At 72.8% G+C, this 23,376-nt stretch carries 28 protein-coding genes; 14 read left to right on the forward strand and 14 right to left on the reverse strand.

All coding sequences use genetic code 11. From position 1 onward, the window contains the following. Window positions 1-23 precede the first annotated feature (23 nt). Window positions 24-821, forward strand: a complete 798-nt coding sequence (locus EUA93_RS03155) for an IspD/TarI family cytidylyltransferase (RefSeq protein WP_242497217.1) — start codon at window positions 24-26, stop codon at window positions 819-821. Next, window positions 818-1,126, forward strand: coding sequence for a hypothetical protein (locus EUA93_RS03160; protein WP_129398662.1), 309 nt, complete (start codon window positions 818-820; stop codon window positions 1,124-1,126). The genes EUA93_RS03155 and EUA93_RS03160 overlap by 4 nt, the downstream gene beginning before the upstream one ends. Here EUA93_RS03160 and EUA93_RS03165 read toward each other — a convergent pair. The 3 genes from EUA93_RS03165 to EUA93_RS03175 all read right to left on the reverse strand — a co-directional run bounded on the left by EUA93_RS03165 (window position 1,095) and on the right by EUA93_RS03175 (window position 2,897). Then, window positions 1,095-1,784: a 2-C-methyl-D-erythritol 4-phosphate cytidylyltransferase gene (locus EUA93_RS03165; RefSeq protein ID WP_129398663.1), complete on the reverse strand. Its 690-nt coding sequence runs from the start codon at window positions 1,782-1,784 to the stop codon at window positions 1,095-1,097. The two genes, EUA93_RS03160 and EUA93_RS03165, sit on opposite strands and share 32 nt — an antisense overlap. Next, window positions 1,781-2,314 (reverse strand): hypothetical protein, encoded by a 534-nt coding sequence (locus tag EUA93_RS03170; protein WP_129398665.1) that lies wholly within the window; start codon window positions 2,312-2,314, stop codon window positions 1,781-1,783. Before EUA93_RS03170 ends, EUA93_RS03165 begins: the two co-directional genes overlap by 4 nt. Window positions 2,315-2,411: 97 nt before the next feature. Continuing rightward, window positions 2,412-2,897 carry a CarD family transcriptional regulator gene (locus EUA93_RS03175; RefSeq protein WP_056602200.1) on the reverse strand — a complete coding sequence of 162 codons (486 nt, stop codon included), beginning with the start codon at window positions 2,895-2,897 and terminating at the stop codon, window positions 2,412-2,414. Between the two features lie 156 nt (window positions 2,898-3,053). On the opposite strand from EUA93_RS03175, the gene EUA93_RS03180 reads away from it, so the two are divergent. From EUA93_RS03180 to EUA93_RS03190, 3 genes are read left to right on the forward strand one after another with little or no spacing between them, the layout of a single operon-like run. Further along, window positions 3,054-3,752, forward strand: a complete 699-nt coding sequence (locus tag EUA93_RS03180; protein ID WP_165355040.1) for a UbiA prenyltransferase family protein — start codon at window positions 3,054-3,056, stop codon at window positions 3,750-3,752. 21 nt (window positions 3,753-3,773) lie between these two features. Next, entirely contained in the window at window positions 3,774-4,244 is a 471-nt protein-coding gene (locus EUA93_RS03185) for a copper chaperone PCu(A)C (protein ID WP_129398669.1), read from the forward strand. Further along, window positions 4,241-4,984 (forward strand): phosphoglyceromutase, encoded by a 744-nt coding sequence (locus tag EUA93_RS03190; protein WP_129398671.1) that lies wholly within the window; start codon window positions 4,241-4,243, stop codon window positions 4,982-4,984. Before EUA93_RS03185 ends, EUA93_RS03190 begins: the two co-directional genes overlap by 4 nt. Window positions 4,985-5,023: 39 nt before the next feature. Here EUA93_RS03190 and phoU read toward each other — a convergent pair whose 3' ends face one another. Continuing rightward, the gene (gene phoU / locus EUA93_RS03195; protein ID WP_129398673.1) at window positions 5,024-5,674 is read right to left on the reverse strand and encodes a phosphate signaling complex protein PhoU; all 651 of its coding nucleotides are present in this window, start codon (window positions 5,672-5,674) and stop codon (window positions 5,024-5,026) included. Between the two features lie 121 nt (window positions 5,675-5,795). Between phoU and EUA93_RS03200 the strand changes: the two genes are divergently transcribed. The 4 genes from EUA93_RS03200 to EUA93_RS03215 all read left to right on the forward strand — a co-directional run bounded on the left by EUA93_RS03200 (window position 5,796) and on the right by EUA93_RS03215 (window position 9,631). Further along, a complete protein-coding gene (locus EUA93_RS03200) occupies window positions 5,796-7,016 on the forward strand; it encodes a sensor histidine kinase (protein ID WP_207208593.1) in 1,221 nt (406 codons plus the stop codon). Then, on the forward strand, window positions 7,013-7,690 hold the full coding sequence (locus EUA93_RS03205; RefSeq protein WP_129398675.1) for a response regulator transcription factor: 678 nt from the start codon (window positions 7,013-7,015) through the stop codon (window positions 7,688-7,690). Before EUA93_RS03200 ends, EUA93_RS03205 begins: the two co-directional genes overlap by 4 nt. A gap of 66 nt (window positions 7,691-7,756) precedes the next feature. After that, on the forward strand, window positions 7,757-8,644 hold the full coding sequence (locus EUA93_RS03210) for an outer membrane protein assembly factor BamB family protein (RefSeq protein WP_129398677.1): 888 nt from the start codon (window positions 7,757-7,759) through the stop codon (window positions 8,642-8,644). 69 nt (window positions 8,645-8,713) lie between these two features. Next, entirely contained in the window at window positions 8,714-9,631 is a 918-nt protein-coding gene (locus EUA93_RS03215; RefSeq protein ID WP_242497218.1) for a DMT family transporter, read from the forward strand. Between the two features lie 7 nt (window positions 9,632-9,638). On the opposite strand, the gene EUA93_RS03220 is transcribed toward EUA93_RS03215, so the two are convergent. The 4 genes from EUA93_RS03220 to EUA93_RS03235 all read right to left on the reverse strand — a co-directional run bounded on the left by EUA93_RS03220 (window position 9,639) and on the right by EUA93_RS03235 (window position 12,879). Further along, window positions 9,639-10,175, reverse strand: a complete 537-nt coding sequence (locus EUA93_RS03220) for a type III secretion system chaperone family protein (protein WP_129398679.1) — start codon at window positions 10,173-10,175, stop codon at window positions 9,639-9,641. 12 nt (window positions 10,176-10,187) lie between these two features. Next, window positions 10,188-11,453 (reverse strand): D-inositol-3-phosphate glycosyltransferase, encoded by a 1,266-nt coding sequence (gene mshA / locus EUA93_RS03225; protein ID WP_129398681.1) that lies wholly within the window; start codon window positions 11,451-11,453, stop codon window positions 10,188-10,190. Between the two features lie 104 nt (window positions 11,454-11,557). Then, the gene (locus EUA93_RS03230; RefSeq protein ID WP_129398683.1) at window positions 11,558-11,932 is read right to left on the reverse strand and encodes a hypothetical protein; all 375 of its coding nucleotides are present in this window, start codon (window positions 11,930-11,932) and stop codon (window positions 11,558-11,560) included. A gap of 50 nt (window positions 11,933-11,982) precedes the next feature. Further along, complete coding sequence (locus tag EUA93_RS03235) at window positions 11,983-12,879, reverse strand: ribonuclease HI family protein (RefSeq protein WP_207208594.1); 897 nt, start codon at window positions 12,877-12,879, stop codon at window positions 11,983-11,985. 25 nt (window positions 12,880-12,904) lie between these two features. Here EUA93_RS03235 and EUA93_RS03240 point away from each other — a divergent pair, with 25 nt between their 5' ends. Beyond that, complete coding sequence (locus EUA93_RS03240) at window positions 12,905-13,657, forward strand: SDR family NAD(P)-dependent oxidoreductase (RefSeq protein WP_129398686.1); 753 nt, start codon at window positions 12,905-12,907, stop codon at window positions 13,655-13,657. Between the two features lie 20 nt (window positions 13,658-13,677). Beyond that, window positions 13,678-14,367, forward strand: a complete 690-nt coding sequence (locus EUA93_RS03245; RefSeq protein WP_129398688.1) for an aspartate/glutamate racemase family protein — start codon at window positions 13,678-13,680, stop codon at window positions 14,365-14,367. A gap of 31 nt (window positions 14,368-14,398) precedes the next feature. Here the strand turns inward: EUA93_RS03245 and EUA93_RS03250 are convergent, their stop codons facing one another. Further along, entirely contained in the window at window positions 14,399-15,277 is an 879-nt protein-coding gene (locus EUA93_RS03250) for a hypothetical protein (RefSeq protein WP_129398690.1), read from the reverse strand. Window positions 15,278-15,406: 129 nt separating this feature from the next. On the opposite strand from EUA93_RS03250, the gene EUA93_RS03255 reads away from it, so the two are divergent. Next, the gene (locus EUA93_RS03255; RefSeq protein ID WP_207208595.1) at window positions 15,407-16,801 is read left to right on the forward strand and encodes an OFA family MFS transporter; all 1,395 of its coding nucleotides are present in this window, start codon (window positions 15,407-15,409) and stop codon (window positions 16,799-16,801) included. Further along, a complete protein-coding gene (locus EUA93_RS22140) occupies window positions 16,798-16,932 on the forward strand; it encodes an MFS transporter small subunit (RefSeq protein WP_129398694.1) in 135 nt (44 codons plus the stop codon). Before EUA93_RS03255 ends, EUA93_RS22140 begins: the two co-directional genes overlap by 4 nt. Here EUA93_RS22140 and EUA93_RS03265 read toward each other — a convergent pair. Continuing rightward, window positions 16,929-18,134, reverse strand: coding sequence for a class I SAM-dependent methyltransferase (locus EUA93_RS03265; RefSeq protein ID WP_129398696.1), 1,206 nt, complete (start codon window positions 18,132-18,134; stop codon window positions 16,929-16,931). The genes EUA93_RS22140 and EUA93_RS03265 overlap by 4 nt on opposite strands. A 109-nt stretch (window positions 18,135-18,243) precedes the next feature. After that, complete coding sequence (locus EUA93_RS03270) at window positions 18,244-19,140, reverse strand: NUDIX hydrolase (RefSeq protein ID WP_129398698.1); 897 nt, start codon at window positions 19,138-19,140, stop codon at window positions 18,244-18,246. A gap of 42 nt (window positions 19,141-19,182) precedes the next feature. On the opposite strand from EUA93_RS03270, the gene EUA93_RS03275 reads away from it, so the two are divergent. Next, complete coding sequence (locus tag EUA93_RS03275; RefSeq protein WP_129398700.1) at window positions 19,183-20,214, forward strand: acyltransferase family protein; 1,032 nt, start codon at window positions 19,183-19,185, stop codon at window positions 20,212-20,214. Here the strand turns inward: EUA93_RS03275 and EUA93_RS22145 are convergent. The 3 genes from EUA93_RS22145 to EUA93_RS03290 are packed head-to-tail and all read right to left on the reverse strand — an operon-like array spanning window position 20,141 to window position 23,312. Further along, on the reverse strand, window positions 20,141-20,950 hold the full coding sequence (locus EUA93_RS22145; RefSeq protein ID WP_129398701.1) for a lysophospholipid acyltransferase family protein: 810 nt from the start codon (window positions 20,948-20,950) through the stop codon (window positions 20,141-20,143). The two genes, EUA93_RS03275 and EUA93_RS22145, sit on opposite strands and share 74 nt — an antisense overlap. A 36-nt stretch (window positions 20,951-20,986) precedes the next feature. After that, window positions 20,987-22,228: a geranylgeranyl reductase family protein gene (locus tag EUA93_RS03285; protein WP_129398702.1), complete on the reverse strand. Its 1,242-nt coding sequence runs from the start codon at window positions 22,226-22,228 to the stop codon at window positions 20,987-20,989. Between the two features lie 46 nt (window positions 22,229-22,274). Continuing rightward, a complete protein-coding gene (locus tag EUA93_RS03290) occupies window positions 22,275-23,312 on the reverse strand; it encodes a sugar phosphate isomerase/epimerase family protein (RefSeq protein ID WP_129398703.1) in 1,038 nt (345 codons plus the stop codon). Between the last annotated feature and the right edge of the window lie 64 nt (window positions 23,313-23,376).

The following is a 23,376-nucleotide window of genomic DNA, read 5'->3' on the forward strand; positions in this document are numbered from 1 at the left end:
GCGCGATGTCCTAGGCTCGCGCGGTGCCCCTCCCCCCGTCCGCCCGCGCCGCGGTCGTCATGCTCGCCGCGGGCGAGGGGCGCCGCAGTGGGCACCACACCAACAAGGTCCTGCTCCCGCTGGCCGGTCGCGGGGTCTTCACCTGGTCCATCGAGTCGGCCCGCCGGCTCGCGACCGTGACCCACACCGTCCTGGTGATCCGCGAGGAGGACCGGGAGACCGTGATGGCCACCCTCGACCGTGAGGTGGGCCAGCCCGACGTGGCCGTCGTCGTCGGCGGCGACAGCAGGCACAGCTCGGAGTGGCAGGCCCTCCAGGCGCTGGCCCCGATGATCGAGGCCGGCGAGATCGACGTGGTGGTGATCCACGACGCGGCCCGCCCGCTGGCGGTGACGACGATGTTCGCCTCCGTCATCGAGGCCGCGCTCGAGCACGGCGGCGCGATCCCGGTGCGCGACCAGGGACACCTCACCGCGCTCGACGACGGCGGCGAGCAGCCCCCGGACCGCGTGGTGGCCGTCCAGACCCCGCAGGCCTTCCGGGCGGGTCCCCTGCTCGAGGCGTACCGCCTCGCCGACGCCGACGGCTTCGTCGGCACCGACACCGCGAGCTGCATGGAGCGCTACACCGACGTGCCGGTGCTCTGCGTCGACGGCGACGCCGGCAACATCAAGATCACGTTCCCCGAGGACCTCTTCCTCGCCGAGCGGCTGCTCGCCAAGGCAGACTGGGACCTGTCCGGACGGCAGCGCCACCGACGGGAGTCTGCGATGTCTCACCTGCGGGACCTGCTCCCCCACGGGGAGCGTGACCGCTCATGAGCACGAGCGAGGCCGAGCTGCACTGCGAGGTGTGCCACCTGCTCACCGACCACGAGCTGCACTACACCGGTCGCCTGCTCGACTCCGTGCGCTGCACCCGCTGCGGCACCCACGTCGAGCTGTCCTCGCGTGCGCTGATCCCGGCGTACGCCCTCGACCTCGAGCAGCGCCTGGTCAGCAAGCCGCGGCGGATGATGCGCCGGGTCGCGCGCGACCCGGTCGGCTACGTGCGCCAGCTGCCGCGGGCGGTGCTGCGCCAGCCCGGCAAGTTCCTCAGGGAGTTCCGGGGGCTCCTGCGTCGCTGACGGGCTCGCGGCGCACCCGCCGCGAGAGCTCGTCGACGCACTCCAGGAGGTTCACCGACGACGCGTCGTCGACGCGCCGGGCGAGCGAGGGGGCGCGCACCAGCCCGACCTCCCCGTGCGCCCGGAGCCAGGCGGCCAGGCGGGCGAAGTCGTCGATCGGCGGCCGGGCGTCGCGCTCGAGCGCCGCGGCCAGCACCGGCGCCGCGACCACTGCCGGCGACACCAGCGCGGCGAGCCCCTCGCGGTCGATCGTCCCGCCGATCCGGGCGTCCACGACCGTCTTCACCGTGTCGGTGACCGGACGGAAGGCAAGCGCGGACACCTCCGGCGTCGCGGCAGCACCGGTGCGGACCTCGCGCAGGAACTCCGCCGAGGCCAGCGGGCAGAGCGCGTCGTGCACCAGGAGGGCGGAGGTCGTGCCGGCAGCGCGCAGCTCGTCCCACCAGCCCGCGCCGGCCCGCACCTCGGCGGCGACGCCTGCGTGGCGCACCTCGCGCACCACCCGGTCGTGGTCGGCGGCGTCGACGGCCACCAGGAGCCGGTCCACGCCCGACGCGGCCAGCGACCGCAGCGCGTGGAGGTAGAGGGGCGCACGGTGCAGCGAGGCGAACGGCAGTCCCCCGCGACCGGCCATCGCGAGCACCGCGGTGGCGCTCACGCGTCCGCCTGGACGTCGTCGACGTCGGGGGTGGTCAGCCGCTCGAGGGCCGCGATCTCGTCGGCCGAGGCGACGCGGGCAGCGGCGGCCGGTGCGACCCGCCGCTGGACGTCGTACGACGCCTCGAGCACCTCGACCAGCCGGCCCAGGTCCGGGGAGGGCTGCTGCGGCAGCGTGCCGAGCACGCGGGCCGGGAGCACGACGGGCGAGAGGACGGCGCCCGACTCCTCGACTCCCACGACGGGGAGCCCGGTCTCGCGGGACGCGGCGAGGCAGGCCGCGATGAACTCGGGTGGGGTCATCGGGCAGAGCGCGTCGTGCAGCACGAGGTCCTCGCCCGCCTCGACGAGGCCGGACCACGGCACGCTCGCGTCGACCAGGTCGACCCCGGACCGGCCCAGCGCCCAAGCGGCGCAGGCGACGAGCGACTCGCCGTGGACCAGCTGGTAGGGAAGGGCACCGCGCCCCTCGTCCACGACCATGCCGAGGGCAGGGGTGGGGTCGTCGTCGTCGATCATCGCTGGGTCCATCGCGGGGCCACGCTATCCCCGTCGGCCCCGGACATGACGCGACCCCCGGCACGGGACGTGTGCCGGGGGTCGGGTCGTGGTGCGGGTGAGCCTGCGCTCAGGAGGCGAGGACCTCGTCGAGCATGGCCTCGGCCTTGTCCTCGTTGGTCTTCTCGGCCAGCGCGAGCTCGGAGACCAGGATCTGGCGAGCCTTGGCCAGCATGCGCTTCTCGCCGGCCGACAGGCCGCGGTCACGCTCGCGGCGCCACAGGTCGCGCACGACCTCCGACACCTTCATGACGTCGCCGGAGTGCAGCTTCTCCAGGTTGGCCTTGTAGCGACGCGACCAGTTCGTCGGCTCCTCGACGTGGGCGGCACGCAGCACGTCGAAGACGCGGTCGAGGCCCTCCTTGTCGACGACGTCACGGACGCCGACGAGGTCGAGGTTGCAGGCCGGCACGCGAACGACCAGGTCCTGCTGAGCGACAATCCTGAGGACGAGATACTGCCGGTCCTCCCCCTTGATCGTCCGCATCTCGATGTCCTCGATGACTGCGGCCCCGTGATTGGGATAGACGACCGTTTCGCCAACGGTGAAAGTCATATGTTCAGTTCCCCTTCCTAGGTGTCCATTCTAACACGGGTTCGAATCGGCCTCCGACGCGTTTCCGCAGGTCAGAGGCCACATCCGGGGTTGACAGAACATATGTCGATGTGGTGCGCGCAGCCTCGGGAGGCCCAGGTGGGCATACTGCGGGCCATGCCGACGTCCTCGACGCTGGCCCTCCTCCGGGCCGCGCACCCGCGCCAGGCCCTGGCCACCGCCGCCGCCCTCGCGGCCGCCGCGACCGTGGCCGGGCGGCCCCTGCGGGAGGTGGCGCTGGTCGGCGGCACCGTGCTCGTCGGGCAGGCCGTCCTCGGCTGGGCCGACGACCTCGCCGACCGTCCGCGCGACGCGCGGCACCGGCCCGAGAAGCCGCTCGGCAACGAGTCCCTCGACCCCGGCACCGCCTGGTTCGCGATCGCCTGCGCGGTGCTGCTCGTCGTCCCCCTCGCGGTCGCCCACGGGCGCGTGGCCGCGACGGCGTACCTCTCGCTCCTGGCGGTCTCCGCGATCGGCGACCGCCTGCTGCACGCCACGGTGCTCTCGTTCGTGCCCTGGGTGGTCAGCTTCGGCCTCTACCCCGTCTTCCTCGCCCACGGAGGATGGAACGGAGCCGGTACGTCGACCCCGCCGACGCCGCTCATGGTCGGGCTCGCCGCGGCCCTCGGGCTGGGGGTGCACGTGCTGCTCGCGCTGCCGGGCCTCGTGCACGACCACGAGGAGGGCGAACGCTCGCTCCCGCTGCTGCTCGCGCTGCGCACCGGGACGCCCCGGATGCTCGTGATCGCGAGCGTGTGGACCGCGGCCGCCGTGGTCGCCATCCTGATCGCAGGGCGGACGGTCGGACTGACGTGACCCGACGCTAGGCTGTGGGCCATGCGACTTCGACCCCTCGCGACCGCTGCCGCGGTCATCGCGCTCGCCGCTCCGCTGTCCTCCTGCGGCTTCAGCTACGCGACCGAGCGTGACTACACCCCCGGCAGTGGCAGCAACAACCGCGACGGCGTCGTCGACGTCCTCTCCGCGGTCGTGGTCTCGGCGGCCGACGGGTCGGGCACGTTCGTCGCGTCGCTCTCCAACAACGACGTCGACGAGGAGCAGAGCTTCACCGGCGTCTCCGGCGAGGACAGCTCGGTCCAGGCGGCCGACTTCGACCCGATCGCCGTCGCCCCGGGCGGCCTGGTCAACCTGGCCGATCCCGCCGCCGACATCGTGCTCACCGGCGACTTCGCCGCGGGCGACTTCGTCCCGCTCGCGGTCGACTTCGGAAACGGCGAGCGCATCACCCTGAACGTGCCCGTCGTCCCCGACGACTCCGGCTACTGGGAAGGCATGGACGCCTCATGACCTACACGCTCGTGCTGCTCCGCCACGGCGAGAGCGAGTGGAACGCCAAGAACCTGTTCACCGGCTGGGTCGACGTCGCGCTGACCGAGAAGGGTCGCGAGGAGGCCGTCCGCGGCGGCACCCTCATCAAGGACGCCGGCATCCTCCCCGACGTCGTGCACACCTCCCTGCAGCGGCGCGCGATCAACACCGCCGCGCTCGCCCTCGACTCCGCCGACCGCCACTGGATCCCGGTCAAGCGCAGCTGGCGGCTCAACGAGCGCCACTACGGCGCCCTCCAGGGCAAGGACAAGAAGCAGACGCTCGAGGAGTACGGCGAGGAGCAGTTCATGCTCTGGCGCCGCTCGTTCGACGTCCCCCCGCCGCCGCTCGACGACGCCGACGAGTTCTCCCAGGCCGACGACCCGCGCTACGCCGACCTCGGCGACGAGCTGCCGCGCACCGAGTGCCTCAAGGACGTCATCGCCCGGTTCCTCCCCTACTGGGAGTCCGAGATCGTGCCCGACCTCCGGTCCGGCAGGACGGTCCTGGTCGCCGCCCACGGCAACAGCCTCCGGGCGCTGGTCAAGCACCTCGACGGCATCAGCGACGAGGACATCGCCGGGCTCAACATCCCCACCGGGATGCCGCTCGTCTACCGCCTCGACGAGTCGCTGCAGCCGACCGTCCCCGGTGGCGAGTACCTCGACCCCGAGGCCGCGGCCGCAGCCGCTGCCGCGGTCGCCAACCAGGGTCGCTGAGCAGCGCGGGCCGACGGAGCCGGTCCCGGGCGGGATCGCTCAGTCGCGGGACGGCAGGTCGCCGGTGACCACGAAGACGACGCGGTTGGCGACCGAGACCGAGTGGTCGGCGATGCGCTCGTAGTAGCGGCCGAGCAGGGCGACGTCGACCGCGGCCTCGACGCCGTGCTGCCAGTCGGCCGACAGCAGCTCGGTGAAGCTGCGGCGACGGAGCTGGTCCATCACCTCGTCGTCACGGCCGAGCTCGATGGCCGCCTCGACGTCGCGCTCGATGATGATGTCGCGCACCCGGCGGACCATGTCCTCCGCGGTCTCGGCCATGCGCTGCATGGTCGGGCGGAGCTCGTCGGGCACGGCGACCGCGGGCACCCGCAGGCGGGCGATCTTCGCGACGTGGACGGACAGGTCGCCCATCCGCTCGAGCTCGGTGGCCATCCGCAGCGCCGAGACGATGACCCGGAGGTCGCCGGCGACGGGCTGCTGGAGGGAGAGCAGCGAGAAGGCGGTGTCGTCGACGCGCTCGCGTGCGGCGTCGATCGCCTTGTCGTTGCCGATCACCTGGTCGGCGGTGTGGACGTCACCGGTCATCAGGGCCTTGGTGGCCTCACGGACGGCCACCTCGACCTGACCGCAGATCTCGGACAGGTCGGCAAAGATGCCGTCTAGCTGGTCGTGGAAGGCCTCGCGCATGGGAGCCACTCTAGGCAGCCGAAGCGAACACCCGTACGTCCTCGATGAACGCGGGATGAACACTCGGCGCCCACCGTCCAGCGGGTCTGGCGGGGGTCGCCGCGTGCGTACGATGGTGGGCGTGGATCCGACGATGCAGGCCGGGTTGGCCGCCATCATCGGGGCCATCGTGGCAGGTGGGGCCGTGCTGGCGTGGCACATCAGTGACCGCCAGCGCTCCAGCATGCCCGCCCGGGAGGAGCCCGCCGTCCAGGAGGGCGCCGCCGCCGTCCTGAGCATCCTGCGCTCGAGCGCGATCGTCGTCGACGAGTCCGACCACGTGCTCAAGGCCTCCGCCCCGGCGTACGCCTTCGGGCTGGTGCGCGGCAACACCGTCGTCGTGCCGGAGCTGCTCGACAGCGTGGCCCAGGTGCGCCGCGACGGGCAGATCCGGGAGAGCGAGATCGACCTGCCGGCCGCCGACGGGGGCTTCGGACGCACGCTGACCGCCCGGGTCGCGCCCCTCGGTGCGCGACTGGTGCTGGCGCTGGTCGAGGACCGCACCCGCGAGCGCCGCGTCGAGGCCGTGCGGCGCGACTTCGTCGCCAACGTGAGCCACGAGCTCAAGACCCCGGTCGGCGCCATCCGGCTGCTGGCCGAGGCCGTCACCGACGCCTCCGACGACCCCGAGGCCGTCCAGCGCTTCGCCAACCGGATGCTCAAGGAGAGCGACCGGCTCTCGAAGCTCGTGCAGCAGATCATCGAGCTGTCGCGCCTCCAGGGGCACGACCCCCTGGAGAAGCCGGTGATGGTCGACGTCGACGCCGCCGTCGCGACCGCGGTCGACACGAGCGCGATGGAGGCCACCGCGAAGGAGATCACCGTCGAGTCGCGCGGCGAGCACGGCCTGGAGGTCTTCGGCTCGCAGGAGCAGATCGGCGCCGCCATCAGCAACCTGGTGGCCAACGCCGTCGCCTACTCCAACAACGGCTCGCGCGTCGTGGTCACCTCGCGCGCCGAGGGCGAGCAGGTCCAGGTCTCCGTCGTCGACCAGGGCATCGGCATCCCCGCCGAGGACATCGACCGGATCTTCGAGCGGTTCTACCGCGTCGACCCGGCCCGCCACCGCTCCACCGGGGGCACCGGCCTGGGCCTGGCGATCGTGAAGCACGTCGCGGCGACCCACGGCGGCGACATCTCGGTGTGGTCGGTGCAGGGCCAGGGCTCGACCTTCACCCTCACCCTCCCCCGCAACTCGGGCCCCCACGAGGGCGGCCCCACCACCCCTGTCGAGGTCGTCGCGCCCGCGATGACCCGCACCCCCGATCCCACACGCAGAACACAGCAGGAGACCAGCAGATGACCCGCGTACTCGTCGTCGAGGACGAAGAGAGCTACAGCGACGCGCTCGCCTACATGCTCCGCAAGGAGGGCTACGAGGTGGCGATCGCCGCCGACGGCAACACCGCCCTCACGGAGTTCGACCGCTTCGGACCCGACATCGTCCTGCTCGACCTCATGCTGCCGGGCGTGCCCGGCACCGAGGTGTGCCGCCAGATCCGGCAGTCCTCCTCGGTCCCGGTGATCATGGTCAGCGCCAAGGACGACGAGGTCGACAAGGTCGTCGGGCTCGAGCTCGGCGCCGACGACTACGTCACCAAGCCCTACTCCCCGCGCGAGCTCGTCGCCCGCATCCGGGCCGTGCTGCGCCGCGGCCAGGAGCCCGACCTGATGCCCGACACCCTCGAGGCCGGACCGGTCCGGATGGACGTCGAGCGCCACGTCGTGACCGTCGGCGGCAGCGAGCAGCGCCTGCCGCTCAAGGAGTTCGAGCTCCTCGAGATGTTCCTGCGCAACCCCGGCCGGGTGCTCACCCGCGGGCAGCTCATCGACCGCGTCTGGGGCTCCGACTACGTCGGCGACACCAAGACCCTCGACGTGCACGTCAAGCGCCTGCGCGCCAAGCTCGAGCCCGACCCCAGCGAGCCGAAGTTCCTCGTCACGGTCCGCGGCCTGGGCTACAAGCTGGACCTCTGACCACGGCGAGGTGGTCCGCCGGACGGGCTGGTGCAACCGGCTCGGGACCGCCTGCGTCTGACGCACATGCGACGTCGTGGTGCGGTCCTGTGCGTGGCCGCGATGGTGGGGCTCACCGGCTGTACCGGGCCGGAGGCGCCGCCGTTCACGGATGACTGTGGCGCGGGGGCGCACGCGACGGTCTCGGCGAGCGACGGCGACAGGCACTGGCGGACCACGCTCCCCCTGCCGACCGACCAGGCCCCGCAGATCAGTGGCGGCTACGTCCTGGTGCACCACCCGTGCGGGTTCACCCTCCTCGACCTCGTCGACGGGGACGTCGTGCGGACCGGCAACGGGCGCGGGACCGTCGGCGTCGCGGGCGGCTTCGTCTACTCGGTGAAGGAGCTCGTCCTCGAGGACGAGGCCGCGCTCGACGGCTACTCGGTGGAAGCCGAACCGGTCGTCGGGCGTGAGGTCCCGGGCGTCGGTGTCGGCATGGCGGCCACCTACCCCGAGCGGGTCTGGGCGCGTGTCGTCGACGACTCGCTCTACATCGTGTCGGACGAGCGACGGCTGGAGCGACGTACGGCCACCGGCGCGCCCAGCTGGGAGACCACCTTGCCGGTCCTCCGCGACCCCGCCATCGTGCACGTGGGCGACGTGGTGGTGCTCGCGAGCACCGAGGGCTCGGTGTACGGCGTGAGGGCCGACGACGGGACGGTGCTCTGGCGCCGGACCGCCACCACGCTGAAGGACCGCTACGTGATGAGCGTGCGGGCGCAGGGGAGCGCCGTGGTCGTGACCGCCCGACCGGGGGCCGGTCGCGGGCCCGACGTGTTCGCGCTGGACGCCGCGACCGGGTCGCGCCTGCCGGGCTCGCCGCGAGCCGACCCCCGGGATCCTGGCGTCGTCCGGGGTGCGGGGTGGTCGGTCTCGGTCGAGTCGGAGCCGATCCCCGCCCTGGGTGACTGAGGCGGGATCTCGGCGATCCCCGTCCGAAAACCGCTGGCGGCGGGTCATGACCGTTCCTAGTCTTGACTCGTGACGACGACCGCCTCCCCCGAGACCGCTCCCACTACCGCCCCGCCCGCCTGGCTGCCCGCCGCAGCCGGGGCGGTGACGCTCGTGATGTGGGCCTCGGCGTTCGTGGTCATCCGCCACGTGGCGCACGACGTCAGCCCGGGAGCCCTCGGCTCCGGACGGCTCCTCGTCGCCGCGCTGGTGGTGCTGCCGCTGGTGCTGCGCCGCGGCTGGGTCCGCCCGACGGGCCGTGAGTGGCTGCTGCTCGCGCTGGGCGGTGTCGGGTGGTTCGGCGTCTACAACCTGGCCCTCAACGCCGGCGAGCGGCACGTCGACGCCGGCACCGCCGCGATGATCATCCAGATCGGCCCCGTGATCGTGGCGCTGCTCGCGGTCCCGCTCTTCGGCGAGGTGCTGCACCGCTGGCTGGTCGCGGGCATGCTCGTCGGCTTCGCCGGGGTGGCGGTGATCGCCCGCGGGTCCTCGACCGACGCCGGCGCGAGCCTGCTCGGGGTGGTGCTCGTCCTCGTCGCCGCGGCGATGTACGCCGTCGGCGTGCTGACCCAGAAGGTCCTGCTGCGCCGCATCCCGTCCGTCCAGGTGGTGCTGGTCTCGTTCCTGATGGGCGCGGTGACCTGCCTGCCGTTCTCGGGAGACCTCCCCGGCATCGTGGCCGACGGTGGCCCGGAGCTCTGGTGGATCGTCTACCTCGGCGTCTTCCCGACCGCGATCGCCTTCACCACGTGGGCGTTCGCGCTCACCCACACCGACGCGGGAGCGCTGTCGCTGACGACCTTCCTGGTCCCGCTGATCGCGACGCTGATCGCGTGGCTCACGATCGACGAGGTGCCGCCGTCGCTGACGTTCGTCGGCGGCGCGCTGGCGATCGCCGGGGTGCTGATGACCCGTCGCAGGCCGAAGGCCGTGCCCGCGGCCTGACGCCGGCTCAGGTGTCGGGCGCGGAGTCCGGCGTCGGCTCGGCGCCGGCCTCGAGCCAGCCGCGGAACGCCTCGAGGTTGCGGGTCGACTCCCCGCGCGAGATCCGCCAGTCCCACTCCTTGCGGATGGAGGAGGCGAACCCGAGCTCGAGGATCGCGTTGAAGGACTCGTCGGCGTTGGCGAGCACGGAGCCCAGCAGGCGGTCGAGCTCGTCGTCGCTCACCGAGGCCAGCGGCAGCCGCGCCTCGAGGTAGATGTCCCCGTGCCGGTCGACGGCGAAGGAGACGGCGTACATCCTCAGGTTGCGCTCGAGCAGCCAGCGGTGGACGCGGGCGTGGTTCTCGTCGGGGTTGCGGCACACGAAGGCGTGCACGCCGAGCGCGTGCGGTCCGACGTCGAGCCGCACCGGCGTCTGCAGCTTCTTCTCGCCCGGCAGGGTCAGCGAGAAGCTCGCGCCCTCGACGCCCTCACGGGTCCTCTCCTCGTGCTCGATCCCGTTGTCCGCGAGGTAGGTGCGGATCGTCTCGACCGGCGAGGTGCTCATGGCCTCATCCCATCACGCGGGGACCGCACGCATGCGGGCAGCAGCGCGCTCGTAGGCGGCCAGCGTGTGCTCCGCGGTGCGCTCCCAGGAGAACTCCTGGGCGTGCGCGACGGCCCCGCGGCCGAGCCGCTCGACGAGCTCCGGGTCGTCGACGAGGCGGCGCAGGGCGGCGGCCCAGTCGCGCGGCTCGTGCGTGTCGACGAGCAGCCCGCTGACGCCGTCGCTGACGACCGTGGTGAGGCCGCCCACCGCGGCCGCGACGACCGGGGTGCCGGTGGCCTGCGCCTCGACGGCGACCAGGCCGAAGGACTCGTTGTAGGACGGCACCGCGACGGCCGTGGCGGCCGAGGACCACACGGCCAGCTCGGGCTGGGTCACGGGCGGGACGAAGCGCACGACGTCGGTGATGCCCAGGTCGGCCGCGAGGTCGGCCAGGGCCGTCGGGTGCTCGAGGCCGCTGCCGGACGGACCGCCCACGACGGGCACGACCAGGCGGTGGCGCAGCGACGGGTCGTCGCGCAGCAGCACCTCGACCGCACGCAGGAGCACGTCGGGGGCCTTCAGCGGCTGGATCCGACCGGCGAAGAGGAGCACGACCGCGTCGTCGGGCAGACCGAGCTCGCGGCGCGCCTCGGCGCGACCGCGGGGGGCGAAGACGGTCAGGTCGACGCCCGGGTGGATCACCTCGACGGCGTCGGGGCTGGCGTCGTAGAGGTCGACGAGCTGGCGGGCCTCGGTGTCGGTGTTGGCCACGAGCAGGTCGGCGGCCTCCACCACCTGCTCCTCACCGATCACCCGCGAGACCGGCTCGGGGGTGTCGCCGAGCGCGAGCGCCTCGTTCTTGACCTTGGCCATCGTGTGCATCGAGTGCACCAGCGGGACGTTCCAGCGGTCGCGCGCGAGGGCGCCGACCTGGCCGGAGAGCCAGTAGTGGGAGTGGACGGCGGTGTAGTGGCCGAGCGGCTGCAGGGCCTCGGTGCGCAGCACCTCGCGGGCGAAGGTGCACAGCTGGCCGGGCAGCTCACCCTTGGCGAGGCCCTCGAACGGGCCGGCGGCGACGTGGCGCACGAGCACCCCGTCGGCGGCCTCGACCACCTGCGGCAGCGCCGAGGAGGTGGCGCGGGTGAAGACGTCGACGGCGAGGCCCTGGGCGGCGAGGCGACGGGAGAGCTCGATGACGTAGACGTTCATCCCGCCTGCATCCCCCGTGCCCGGCTGGTCCAGGGGTGAGGTGTGCAGGCTGATCATCGCCACGCGGTCGCCCAACGCTGCCTCCATGAGCTCGAGTCGGTGGCGCCCGGGAGCGGGCACCTCAGGCACAACCTGCCACGCGTGCCCGGGATTCCCGGGCGTCGCCCCGAGGGGTGGGTCGCCGGGGAGGGTCAGCCAGCGTGCGCGCCCTGGGCGGGGCGGCCGTCGGCGGCCCTGCCGCGGCTGCGCAGGAGCGAGGTGCCACCCACCACGAGCGCGAGGATGCCCCAGAAGCCGTTGTACCAGGCCGTGCCCGGCGGGCGGAACGCCTCGACGAGGCTGAGCATCAGCAGGCCGGAGGCCACCCCGACGGTGACGCGCATGGCCACGGCGTTGCTCTTGACGAGGCTCGTGCCGAAGATGCCGGCGGCCACCACCAGGGCGGCCAGGCCGACGAGGAACAAGGTGCTGGAGAGCGGGTCGTCACCACCGCCGAGCACGGCGTGGGCGATCCAGAGCACTCCGCCGAGGACTGCGGCGGAGGCTGCGAGCTTCGCGGGAGGCATCCAGCGAGTGTGCCACGTCACGCCCGACGCACCCAGCGCGCGCGCGCAGCTCAGGGCTCGTCGGTGCCCTGGTGGAACCGCTGCTGCCAGCGCCCGCCGGAGGTGCCGCCGTCACGGACCCAGAGGCTGCTGCGCAGGGTCGAGCGACCATCGGCGAGCGCCCGCCACACGAGCAGGATGGTGTCGCGGTCGACCCGCTCGACCGAGACGACGTCGAGCCGCACCGGCTCGCCCGGACCGATCGCGTCGAGCATGTCGTCGCGGCTCCACAGCCGGCCCGACCGGCCGACCTCCTGCCAGGCCGGGTGGAGCAGGGCGGCCACCGCCGCCCGGTCGCCGCGCACCTCGTCGGTGAGCAGGGCCCGCTCCATCGCGACGACGTGCTCCTCGTCGGTGGTGGGCGCGACGTCCTCGAGGTCGCTGAACAGGTCGGGCTCCTCCTCGACCTGGCCGACGGCCGCGGCCGGGTGGGAGGTGCTGCTGCCCGAGAAGCCCGGGCCGGCGTCGGGCTCGGCGCCTCGCTGGTAGGCCGACGCGGCGGCGTTGGCGCGCCTGTCGGCGGCCTCGTTGAGCTCGTGGCCGGCGTGGCCCTTGACCCACTCGAAGCGGACCCGGTCGCGACGGCCGTCCATGGCCTCGTCGAGCGCCTTCATCAGCTCGACGTTGAGCACCGGCTTGCCGTCGCCCTTCTTCCAGCCCTTGCGCTTCCAGCCCGCCATCCACTTCGTGACGGAGTCGATGACGTACTTGCTGTCGCAGTAGACGTGCAGGTCGTCGTCGAGGTGCGCGGTCTGCTGGAGCAGGTCGAGCACGGCCATCAGCTCACCCATGTTGTTGGTGCCGCGGGGCCAGCCGCCGGACGCCCAGCAGCCGTCGTCGACGTACCACGCCCAGCCCGCCGGGCCGGGGTTGCCGAGTGCCGAACCGTCGGCCGCCGCGTAGATCACAGGAGCATCTTGGCAGGATGGCCACATGACCTCCGAGCAGACCCTCCCCCGCACCGCCGTCGTCACCGGAGCCTCCAGCGGCATCGGCGCCGCGACCGCCCGCGCCCTCGCGGCCCAGGGCTTCCGGGTCGTCTGCGCCGCCCGCCGCACCGAGCGCATCGAGGAGCTCGCGGCCGAGATCGGCGGTGTCGCGATCACCTGCGACGTCACCGACCAGGCATCGGTCGACGCGCTCGCCGCGGCGGTGCCGACGTGCGACGTGCTGGTCAACAACGCCGGCGGCGCGGTCGGTGCCGACCGGGTCGACGCCGCCGAGCTGGACGGGTGGCGCCACATGTACGACATCAACGTGCTCGGCCTGGTCCGGGTCACCAAGGCGCTGCTGCCCGCCCTGCGGGCCAGTGGCGACGCGATCATCGTCAACGTCGGCTCGACGGCCGGCCGCTGGGCCTACGAGGGCGGCGCCGGCTACACCGCCGCCAAGCACGGCGTGAAGGTGGTGACCGAGACCCTGCGCCTCGAGCTCAACGGCGAGCCGATCCGGATCAGCGAGGTCGCCCCGGGCATGGTGCGCACCGACGAGTTCGCGCTCGTCCGTTTCGACGGCGACCAGGCCAAGGCCGACGCGGTGTACGCCGGTGTCGACCAGCCGCTGCTCGCCGAGGACGTCGCCGACGCCATCTCCTGGGTGGCCACCCGGCCCTCCCACGTCGACATCGACGAGCTGGTCATCAAGCCCCGCGCCCAAGCAGCGGCACACAAGGTGCACCGCAGCTGAGTCGTGGAAGACTGCCGCGCGTGAAGACCATCGGACTCGTCGGCGGCATGAGCTGGGAGAGCAGCGCGGCCTACTACCGCGACCTCAACCTCGGGATGCAGGAGCGCCTCGGCGGCCTCTCCTCCCCGAAGCTGGCGCTGACCACGGTCGACTTCGCCGAGGTCACCCACCTCGAGGACGAGGAGCGCTGGGACCAGGTCGGCACGCTGCTGTCCGACGCCGCGCAGGGCGTCGAGCGGGCCGGGGCCGACTTCCTGCTGCTGTGCACCACGACGTTCCACAAGGTCGCCGACCAGGTCGAGGAGGCCGTGGAGATCCCGGTCCTGCACCTCGCCGACGTGGTGGCCGAGGCAGTCAGGGCCGCCGGCGTCTCCACGGTCGGCCTGATCGGCACCAAGGTCGCGATGTCGGAGTCGTTCTTCGTCGAGCGCCTCGAGAGCCACGGCCTCACCGTCCTCGTGCCGGACGCCGCCCACCACGACCTGCTCAACGACGCGATCTACGAGGAGCTCGTCCACGGCGTGGTCCTCCCCCGCACCCGCAGCGCGGTCGTCCGGATCATCGAGGAGCTCTGGGACGCCGGCGCCGGCGGTGTCCTGCTCGGCTGCACCGAGCTCGAACTGCTGGTCAAGCAGGCCGACGTCGAGCTCCCCGTCTTCCCGTGCACGACGCTCCACGTGCAGGCGGCGCTGGACCTCGCGCTCGGCTGACCGGTTCCGCGACGGTCTCTGCGCGGCCTGCTCAACCCGCGCTGGCCGGTGCGCCGAGTGCGATGGCGAGCCAGCACAGGGCGGTCCACGCGACCGAGCGCCGGTCGGTGGCACGCGCCTCGGCAGGTAGCGGGACCCGCAGCACCTGCGAGCGGGCTCCCTCGGTGCTGACCAGCAGTTCGCGACCGGCGAGCGCGAGACCCTCACCCTGGTCCTGGTCGGGGAGGTCCCACGACGACACCGGTTCCCACGAGGGGTAGGCCGCGAGGTGGGCGCTGGTGTAGGTCCGCAGCACCACCCCGCCGCCGCCGGGCAGGAAGGTCGCGTCGGTGACGATGCCCGGCGCCTCGCCCACCGCCACCAGCGCGTTGGGGCGGTCGGCACGCAGCCGCGGCGGGGCGGCGTACACCGTCCCGGAGAAGACGCCCTTGGTGATCACGTGGAGGCGGCCGGTGAGCGGGTGGCGCACGAGTGCCTCCGCGTCGTGCGCACCGTCGGGGTAGACCAGCTCGTACGACGTGGGCCGGACGCTGCGGTCGCCGCGACCCACCGGGACCCGGAGCACCTCGACCGAGTCGCGCACGTGGCGGTTGTCGCCGGTGTCGGCGGCCCAGACGTGCCCGGGGCCCGCCGGGGCGAGGGCCTCGACGTCGACCGGCGCGGGGGACCACGACGTGACGCCGACCGTCTCGCCGGTGGCCGGGTCGACGGCGAACACGCGGCCGGAGTCGCCCGAGTCGTTGACCGTCACCACCAGGCCGTCGACGACGACCAGCCCGCTCGACTCGACGACGTCGGGGTCGGCGAAGCGGAACGCCTCCTGCGCGTCGACGCCCGGCTCCCCCGACGCGGCACCGAGCAGGAAGGGCAGCGCGACCATCGCCGCCACTGCTGCTCCCCGCGCTCGCACGCCGCCACCGTAGCCGCGCGGCCGTTGGGCGTACCGGACCGACCGTTCGGCGTGCGACCTCCCTGCGGGTAGGTGACACCTCAACCACCCGGACCTAACGTGACGAGGGTCTCTCGGAAGGAGATGTGCATGTCGCGTCTCGACAAGTCGGCGATCGTCGCCGGACCGGGCTACAGCCGCTGGCTGATCCCGCCCGCCGCCCTGGCGGTCCACCTGTCCATCGGCCAGGTCTATGCGTTCTCGGTGTTCAAGACCTCGCTGGTCGCGAGCTTCGACACGAGCCTGACCGCGATCGGCTGGGTGTTCTCGATCGCGATCGTGATGCTCGGCCTCTCCGCCGCGGTCCTCGGCACGTGGGTCGAGCGCTCCGGGCCGCGCAAGGCGATGCTCGCGGCCGCGATCTGCTGGGGGACCGGGTTCCTGGTCGGCTCCGCCGGCATCGCGACCTCCCAGCTGTGGCTGCTCTACCTCGGCTACGGCGTGATCGGCGGCATCGGCCTCGGCATCGGCTACATCTCGCCGGTCTCGACCCTGATCAAGTGGTTCCCGGACCGCCCGGGCCTGGCCACGGGCATGGCGATCATGGGCTTCGGCGGCGGAGCGCTGATCGCCTCGCCGCTGTCCAACAAGCTGATGTCGCTCTACGACTCCGACTTCGTGCCGACCGAGCCGGGCGCCGTCGCGTCCGGGTCGGCGCTGGCGCAGACGTTCCTCACGCTGGGCATCGTCTACACGGTCTTCATGCTGATCGGCGCCACGCTGATCCGGGTCCCCCCGGGCCACGGCGACGACAGCACCGCCGAGCACTCCCCCGGCACCAACGGCGCGCTCGTGCGGGCCCGTCAGGCGATCCGCACGCCGCAGTTCTACTTCCTCTGGGTGGTGCTGTTCTGCAACGTCACCGCGGGCATCGGCATCCTCGAGCAGGCCGCGCCGATGATCCAGGACTTCTTCCGGGAGAACGGCACCAGCTCGATCTCCGCGGCAGCGGCAGGCGGCTTCGTGGGCGTGCTGTCACTGGCCAACATGCTCGGCCGCTTCGTGTGGTCGAGCCTGTCGGACCGGATCGGGCGCAAGCCGACCTACGTCATGTACCTCGGCGTCGGACTCGTGCTCTACCTGCTGCTGGCGCTGTTCGGCAGCAGCTCGACCGTCGTCTTCGTGGCGCTCGCGGTCGTGATCATCTCCTACTACGGCGGAGGGTTCGCGACCGTCCCGGCCTACCTCAAGGACCTCTTCGGCACCCTCGAGGTCGGCGCGATCCACGGCCGGCTCCTCACCGCGTGGGCCGCGGCCGGCGTCGCCGGGCCGCTCATCGTCAACGGCATCCTCGACAGCATCGGCGAGCCGGGCAACCTGGTCGCCGCCGACTACCGTCCCGCCCTGCTCACCATGGTGGGCGTGCTGACCGTCGGCTTCGTGTCGAACCTGATGATCAAGCCGGTCGCCGAGACGCACTTCGACCAGGACGCGCACGCCGCCAACGAGGACCGCATCAGCCAGCGACAGGAGGCCGCCCGATGAGCGAGCCGAGCACCACGACGACCACCACCAGTCCCGTCCTCGTGGCACTGGCCTGGCTGCTGGTGGGGATCCCGCTGGCCTACGGCCTGTGGCAGACGATCGACCGGGCGTCGGCGCTCTTCACGGGCTAGACGGCGGACGGGCCGAGCAGCTCGCCCAGCCTCGGGCGCACGCCCCACGACGCCAGGAGGTCGTCGTACTCCCGTGCCGCGTCGGCGCTGGGTGCGCCGGTGCGCACGGCCCGCAGGAGCGTGTTGCGCGGGGTGTGCGCGCTCTCGACGAACTCGACCACGTCGACCCGGTAGCCCTCGCGTCGCAGCAGCGAGGCCCGCAGGGCGTCGGTGAGGGTGTCGGCGAACCGCTCGCGCAGGATGCCGTAGCGCGTCAGCATCGCGTAGGGCTCCGGCACCTCGGTCGTCCGGAGCTGGGCGGCGATGTCGTGGTGGCAGCAGGGGGCGGCGAGCACGAGCGAGGCCTCCCACTCCAGCGCCCGCGCGAGGGCGTCGTCGGTCGCGGTGTCGCAGGCGTGCAGGGCGAGCACGACGTCGGGTGCCCGGTCCAGGTCCGCGTCGGCGATCGTGCCGACCACGAAGGCCGCGTCGATGCCGAGGCCGGCCGCGACCTGTGAGTTGTGGTCGGCCGACTGCTGCTTCACGTCGACGCCGGTCATCCGGACCGGGACCCGCCGAGCGAGGTGGGCGTGCGCAGCGAAGGTCAGGTAGGCGTTGCCGCAGCCGAGGTCGACGACCCGCAGCGGGTCGTCGGGCGTCGGCGTGCGGACCTGGCCCTGGGCGATCGCCTCGATGAGGCTCGCGTCGAGGAGCCGGACGAACTCCTCCACCTGGCGGTACTTCGCCTGCCGGGTGGGCTTGACCCGCCCCTGCGCGTCGCTGATGCCGAGCGCCACGAGCACGGGGTCGTCCTCCGCGAGCAGCCGGTCCTTCGCGCGGTCGTGGTCGCGCGACACCTCGACCGCCTCGCTGCGGGGCGCCGTGTGCAGCATCGGCACGCCCTTCTTCGTCACCCGGAGCTGGTGGGTCTCGCCCATGGTGTCGACGTGCCAGTTGGCGAACGGCTCGGCGAGCAGCGCATCGACCGCCGCGTCCGCAGCCTCACCAATCGCGTGGTTGGTGGTGTACGCCTGCGTGGCGTCGTACGACACCACCTGCAGGTGCGGCCCGGACTTGAGGTCGACGACCCGGACCTCGACCCGGCGGACCTCCCGGCTCCCGACGACCGGCGCCGGCTGCCCCTTGCGACGGCCGCTCGCGAGCGCCCGGACCAGCCGGTCGGGGGCGAGGATCGCAGACCTGAGCTGCTCCCACTCGCTCACAGGACGGCGGCGAGGACGACGATGAGGATCAGTGCCCCCAACGCCACCGGGATCACGAGTCGACGGTGGCGGGGGTTCACCCCTGCATCCTAGGTCGCGCGGATGCCGGTCAGGACATCGCGAGGGCGTAGGTGACGAGGTCGAGCACCGGCACCTCGCCGGACCGCACGTCCGCCACCGGCACCCAGGCGACCTCGTCGGTCGTGCCGCCGACCTCCTGCACGCGGGGCTCGCCCGCGCCCACCGTGGCCCGGTGGACCAGGTGGATGCCGTGGTAGTCCTCGATGCGACCGGAGGGGGCGTGGCCCGAGAAGTGGGTGTCGTGCACCCCGAGCAGCTCGCCGACCTCGCAGGTGAGGCCGCACTCCTCCTCGACCTCGCGCGCCAGGGCGACCGACGGGTGCTCGCCGTGGTCGACGCCGCCGCCGGGCAGGGTCCAGCGTCCCGGGTGGGCCGCGCGCGGCGACAGGCGGGTGAGCAGGACCTCTCCCTCGCCGGTGGCGCCGCGTCGCACGAGTGCGTAGGCCGCCACCCGCTGCAGGCGGTAGGGCTGGTGGTCGACGAGGGCGTCGGTGACCTGGGCGGCCACGGGCACGGCGCCCGAGGCGACGTCGTCCAGGGCGTGCCAGGCCGCCTCGATCGTGGAGCCGTCGACCTCGACCACGCGCGGCGCAGGGGCGTCGGTCGGCACCCAGGCGTCGTACACGATCCGGATCGCGTGGGCGTCGACGAGCCGACCGTCGCGAGTGGCGCGCGGCAGGTGCGCGCTGTAGACGTGCGCGGTCTCGCCGACCGTCGCGTCGAGCCCGGTCTCCTCGTGGATCTCGCGCACCAGCGCGGCCCGCGGGTCCTCGCCGTGGTCGACGCCGCCGCCGGGCAGTGTCCACAGCTCGGAGCGCGAGACCTTCGGCGCGAGGCGGCTCAGGAGGATCTCGACGCGGCCCTCGCGCTCGCGCAGCATGACGGCGTACGCGGCCACTCGCTGTCGCCGCGGGAGGGTGCTCATGCCCCCAACCTAGTGAGGCGGGCGTGAAGTACGGTGAGCGCCGTGGCTCCCCCGTCCCGCGACCCTTGGCTCGACAACGTCAAGATGGTCCTCGTCACCCTCGTCGTCGTCGGGCACGCGATCGGACTGGTCGAGGAGAGCGCCGGCAGCCACTGGGTCTACGACTTCATCTACCTCTGGCACATCCCGGCGTTCGTGTTCGTGAGCGGCTACCTCTCGAAGTCGTTCGAGTGGGACCCGCGTCGGCTCAAGAGCCTCGTCTACACGTTGCTGATCCCCTACCTGCTCTTCGAGCCGGCCCTGTTCTACTTCCGCCGCGGCGTCGCGGGCGAGGACGTGCAGGGGCCGATCTGGCTCGTCCCGCACTGGACGATGTGGTATCTCATCGTGCTGCTGATGTGGCGCCTCGTGACACCGATCCTCAAGCGGCACTGGCTCTTCCTGCCGCTCTCGGTGCTCGTCAGCCTGCTCGGCGGCCTGTGGACCGACACCACCTTGATGATCCCGCGCTTCCTCGGGCTGCTGCCGTTCTTCGTGCTCGGCCTCCACCTCAAGCCGCGCCACCTCAAGCACCTCGACGACGTGTGGGTCCGCCTCGCGGCCGTGCCGATGCTCGTCGGGATCGGGGTGATGGCGGTCTACACCGACACCTGGGCCGCGGCGGCACTGCTCTGGTACGACACCGGCTACTCCGACATCCCGATCGACGACGAGTTCGTCTTCCAGACCCGGCTCACCGTGATGATGGTCGGCCTCGTCGGAGCCTTCGCGGCGATGTCGCTGGTGCCGCGGCGCAACCTCGGCTGGTTCACCACGATGGGCACGGCGACGATGGTGGTCTACCTGTTCCACGGCTTCGTCATCAAGACCGTCAAGGCCCTCGGCTGGCCCGACTACACCGCCGCGCACCCGGTGCTGGGGCTGGTGCTCACCGTGCTCGGCGCGGTCGTCCTGGCGCTCGCGCTGGCGAGCCCACCCGTGCGCCGGGTGCTCGAACCGTTCACCAACCCGCTGGGCTGGGTGGAGAAGCGTCGCTCCGCCGCTCGGGAGCGCACGGCCCCCACGTCGGGCTGACCGCCGACCGCGGCACGCTGTCGAGGTGTGCCGCCGCCGCCCGGGTCGGCGCGTCACCACCGAGGTGCGCGGGGTACCACGGCGCGGTCTCGCCGGGCTCCGGCCGGTGGTGCGGCAGCCGCTGGAGCGCCTCGAGCTGCTCGGTCAGCGCCGCGCCGAGCCTCTCGGTCCATCCGGTCAGGTCGTCCCCCGGGCCGATGGTCATCGGCCGGCCGAACCGCAGGTCGACCCGTCTCCCGCGGGTCGGGTCCGGCCGCCTCCCGGCGGTCCAGATCCGCTGCGTGCCCCACACGGCCACCGGCACCACCGGGGCACCGGTCTCGCGCGCCAGGCTCGCCGCTCCCCGCATCAGCGACCGCACCGTGAAGGACTGGCTGACCCCGGCCTCGGGGAAGATCCCCACGGCCTCGCCCCCGGCCAGCAGCCGGCGGGCGGCGACGTACGCCCCCGCGGGAGCGTCGCGGTCCACCGGCACGTGCCGCATCCGGTCCATCGCACGGCCGACGAGCGGTGCGTCCCAGATGTCGTGACGGCACAGGAAGCGGACGTAGCGCCCTCGCTCCACGGCCGCCTGCTCGACGACGACGAAGTCGGGGAAGCCCACGTGGTTCGCGGCCAGGATGACCGGGCCGACCTCGGGCAGGTGCTCGAGCCCCGACCACTCCGTGCGCACCCCGAGCAGTCGGAGCACGCCGCGACCGAGCACGTTGGTCGCACGGTAGACGGCCTCACCCATGGAGGTGCTTCGTAGCGGCACGCCCTGGGGATCGGTTCACGAGAAGGGCGGCCGGGCGTCGCGCGCCATCGAGCGCCGCCCGGCCCACTGCCACACCCGCGCGGCGCGGTCGCGGTCGGCGTCGTCGACCAGGTTGCCCATCCAGCGCAGGGCCAGCGTCATCAGCCAGTCCGAGCGCATCCCCACAGGCCCGAGCGCGGACACGACCTTCGGCTGGGTGGCGATCCCGGCCAGCCGGCGGGCGATGGAGAACGCCTCGCCGTAGTGCTCGACGAGGGTCGAGCGCCACGCCTCGCCGAGGCCCGTGCCGCTCGCGACGTGCTCGGCGACGAGCCGCCCGGTCTCGAGGCCGTAGTCGATCCCCTCGCCGTTGAGCGGGTTCACGCACGCAGCGGCGTCGCCGATCAGCGCCCAGTTGGGACCGGCGACGTTGCTCACGGCGCCGCCCATCGGCAGCAGCGCCGACGTCGGCATCCGCAGCTCGCCGGAGAGGCCGAAGTCCTTGCCGATCGTGTCGGCGTAGGTCTGCATCAGCGGCTTGATCGCCACGTCGGTCGGCCGCTTGCTGGTGGCCAGGGTGCCGGCGCCGAGGTTCACCGAGCCGTCGCCCAGCGGGAAGATCCAGCCGTAGCCCGACACCAGCTCGCCCTGCTCGTCGCGGAGCTCGAGGTGCGAGCTGATCCACGGGTCGTCCGACATGTCGGAGTCGACGTAGGACCGGCCCGCGACGGCGTACACCGTGTCGCGGTGCCACTCGCGGCCGAGCAGCTTGCCGAGCGGGGAGCGCACGCCGTCCGCCACGACGAGCCAGCGGCAGGCGATCTCGAACTCCGCCTCGGCGCCGCGGAACACCACGGCTGCGACCCGCTCCCCCTCACGCCGTACGCCGACCGCGCGGGCGCCGTCGATCCCGGTGGCCCCGCTGTCGAGGGCCACCGTGCGGAGGTGGTCGTCGAGCTCGGTGCGCGCGACGGCGGATCCCCAGTCGGGGAGGGACCCTCCCGGCCACGGGAGGAGCAGCGTCTGGCCGAAGCCATGGGCACGCAGCCCCTGGTTGACCGTGTGCGAGCGGAGCCAGTCCTCGAGCCCGAGCTTCTGCATCTCGCCGATCGCGCGGGGGGTCAGCCCGTCGCCGCAGGTCTTGTCGCGGGGGAAGACTGCTGCGTCGGCGAGCACGACGTCGAGCCCGGCACGAGCCGCCCAGGCGGCCGCGGCGGACCCGGCGGGGCCGGCGCCGACGACGAGGACGTCGGTCGAGGTGGGGCGGGGGCTCGTCACGCGCGGATTCTCGCAGACGGCACCTGACCCCACCCCGACCAGGCGCTCAGTACTCCAGGTGGTCGAGGTACAGATGCCCCACGGCGGCCGTCAGCAGCGGCGCCGCCGCGTTGTCGGGGGTGTCGTTCTCGACGATGTACTCCTCGACCTCGTGGTTGCGGAAGAGCGACGGGAAGTCGATGACGCCGACCCCGAGGTCGCACATGTCGGCCTCGGCGGGGGCCGTGCCCATCGAGGTGCGGTCCTTCACGTGGTACTGCCGGACCGCCAGCGGCGCCTCGTTGACGACGTCCTTGGCGAACTGGAGCGCCGACTCCGCAGTGGTGTGGCCGGTGTTGACGCCGGCCGTGAAGGCCCAGTAGAGGTCGACCTCGAGGTGCACCAGCCGGCGGTCGAGGCGGTCCATCAGGACCTCCCAGGGCGTCAGGCCGCCGCCGAGGTCGGTCGTGAACTCGTGGGCGTGGTTGTGGTAGCCGTACCTCAGCCCGTAGCGCTTCGCGATCGCCGCCTCGGCGTTCATCTGGTCGGCCCACTTCTGCCAGTCGGCCAGGTTGGACGAGGCGAGGTAGGGCACGTTGACGTACTGCTGGCCCAGCGTGCGCGCGTTCTGGAACTTGAGGTGGGCGGCCCCGGTGTCGGCGCTGATGCCGTCGTGGCTCGACGTGGAGCGCAGGCCCAACCCGTCGAGGATCGCCCGCATCCCGGCCGCGGTCTCACCGTAGAGACCCGCCAGCTCGACGCGCTCGTAGCCGTAGCGGGCGACCGCCGCGAGCACCGCGGCATGGCCGATGGCCACTGCGTTGCCGGCAGCGGGCGCGGCAGCAGCCGAGCGCAGCGTGTAGAGCTGGATGCTGATCAGGTCGTGGGGAAGGCTCTTGCGGCGCCCACCGCCGTGGCCGCCGCCGTGTCCACCGTGTCCGCCGTGGCCCTTGCCGTGGGCCGACGCGGGCGAGGCGCCGAGTGCACCGAGGGCGGCGGCACCGACGGTCGCGCCCGCGGCGCCCTTCAGCAGTCCGCGCCGGCTGGCGCCCTTCTCGGCCAGCGAGCGCTCGAGCGCCTCATCGCCGTCATGTCCGAAGCACATGTGTGTCCACCCTTCATCCGAGGTCGCGATGTGACGGGGGCCACATCACGTCGACGGTAGGGCG

The sequence above is a fragment of the Nocardioides oleivorans genome, from assembly GCF_004137255.1.
Classification (GTDB): domain Bacteria; phylum Actinomycetota; class Actinomycetes; order Propionibacteriales; family Nocardioidaceae; genus Nocardioides; species Nocardioides oleivorans.

Coding starts and splice junctions, on each gene's coding strand:
- EUA93_RS03170 (WP_129398665.1), bottom strand. CDS start 2,314: ATGGACCCAGCGATGATCGACGACGACGACCCCACCCCTGCCCTCGGC.
- EUA93_RS03230 (WP_129398683.1), bottom strand. CDS start 11,932: ATGCCTCCCGCGAAGCTCGCAGCCTCCGCCGCAGTCCTCGGCGGAGTG.
- EUA93_RS03180 (WP_165355040.1), top strand. CDS start 3,054: ATGCCGACGTCCTCGACGCTGGCCCTCCTCCGGGCCGCGCACCCGCGC.
- EUA93_RS03240 (WP_129398686.1), top strand. CDS start 12,905: ATGACCTCCGAGCAGACCCTCCCCCGCACCGCCGTCGTCACCGGAGCC.
- EUA93_RS03160 (WP_129398662.1), top strand. CDS start 818: ATGAGCACGAGCGAGGCCGAGCTGCACTGCGAGGTGTGCCACCTGCTC.
- EUA93_RS22145 (WP_129398701.1), bottom strand. CDS start 20,950: ATGGGTGAGGCCGTCTACCGTGCGACCAACGTGCTCGGTCGCGGCGTG.
- mshA (WP_129398681.1), bottom strand. CDS start 11,453: ATGGAGGCAGCGTTGGGCGACCGCGTGGCGATGATCAGCCTGCACACC.
- EUA93_RS03185 (WP_129398669.1), top strand. CDS start 3,774: ATGCGACTTCGACCCCTCGCGACCGCTGCCGCGGTCATCGCGCTCGCC.
- EUA93_RS03255 (WP_207208595.1), top strand. CDS start 15,407: ATGTCGCGTCTCGACAAGTCGGCGATCGTCGCCGGACCGGGCTACAGC.
- EUA93_RS03175 (WP_056602200.1), bottom strand. CDS start 2,897: ATGACTTTCACCGTTGGCGAAACGGTCGTCTATCCCAATCACGGGGCC.
- EUA93_RS03210 (WP_129398677.1), top strand. CDS start 7,757: ATGCGACGTCGTGGTGCGGTCCTGTGCGTGGCCGCGATGGTGGGGCTC.
- EUA93_RS03270 (WP_129398698.1), bottom strand. CDS start 19,140: ATGAGCACCCTCCCGCGGCGACAGCGAGTGGCCGCGTACGCCGTCATG.
- EUA93_RS03205 (WP_129398675.1), top strand. CDS start 7,013: ATGACCCGCGTACTCGTCGTCGAGGACGAAGAGAGCTACAGCGACGCG.
- EUA93_RS03290 (WP_129398703.1), bottom strand. CDS start 23,312: ATGTGCTTCGGACATGACGGCGATGAGGCGCTCGAGCGCTCGCTGGCC.
- phoU (WP_129398673.1), bottom strand. CDS start 5,674: ATGCGCGAGGCCTTCCACGACCAGCTAGACGGCATCTTTGCCGACCTG.
- EUA93_RS03190 (WP_129398671.1), top strand. CDS start 4,241: ATGACCTACACGCTCGTGCTGCTCCGCCACGGCGAGAGCGAGTGGAAC.
- EUA93_RS03220 (WP_129398679.1), bottom strand. CDS start 10,175: ATGAGCACCTCGCCGGTCGAGACGATCCGCACCTACCTCGCGGACAAC.
- EUA93_RS22140 (WP_129398694.1), top strand. CDS start 16,798: ATGAGCGAGCCGAGCACCACGACGACCACCACCAGTCCCGTCCTCGTG.